This window comes from Bartonella vinsonii subsp. berkhoffii ATCC 51672 (assembly GCF_902825225.1).
GTDB lineage: Bacteria > Pseudomonadota > Alphaproteobacteria > Rhizobiales > Rhizobiaceae > Bartonella > Bartonella berkhoffii.
Map to the genome: position 1 here is coordinate 1 of NZ_CADEAK010000106.1, position 561 is coordinate 561.

Sequence of the window (561 nt, forward strand, 5' to 3'; positions counted from 1 at the left end):
TGCGCCTTTGTGGCAAAAGCGCCTCAATGCGTAAAGAACTCAAAGAACAAACAAGTGAACATTTTGATCACAAAACCGTTGGCGAGATTGTTGAAACCCTGGCCAAACGCCATGGTTATCAAGCAAAAATCAGTCCTCAATTCACGCACAAAACTTTGCCTTATGTGATTCGTACGGATCAATCGGCTGTTGATTTTTTAACCCGCCTTGCAGACCGCATGCAGGCACGTTTTTTAATCAAGGACAATAAGTTTTTATTTTTAAGTGGCGACAATTTACCGGTCCTCGAACTTCATAAGCATGACTGCTCCAGTTGGGAATTCACGTTAGAGCCACGCACCCAATACGGCACCATTGAAGCCTGTTATTTTGATCGCTTACAAGGGCAACAATGCCATGTCAAACATCAGACAGGCTTTAGCGGTCCCGTGCGCCGTTTGCGTTGTTGCTACACCAGCAGGGAAGAGGCTTTAGCTGCTGCCGCCTCAGAATCAGACCGGCTGTGCCGTAGCATGGGCAGTGGTTCTTTGTCCCTTGAAGGGTGCCCCGAAATCATGGCGG

The 561-nt window shown here is 48.0% G+C and carries 1 pseudogene; it reads left to right on the forward strand.

Going from position 1 to position 561, the window contains the following annotated elements:
* A pseudogene (locus J7R10_RS08475) lies at positions 1-561 on the forward strand (late control protein); the annotation flags it as partial.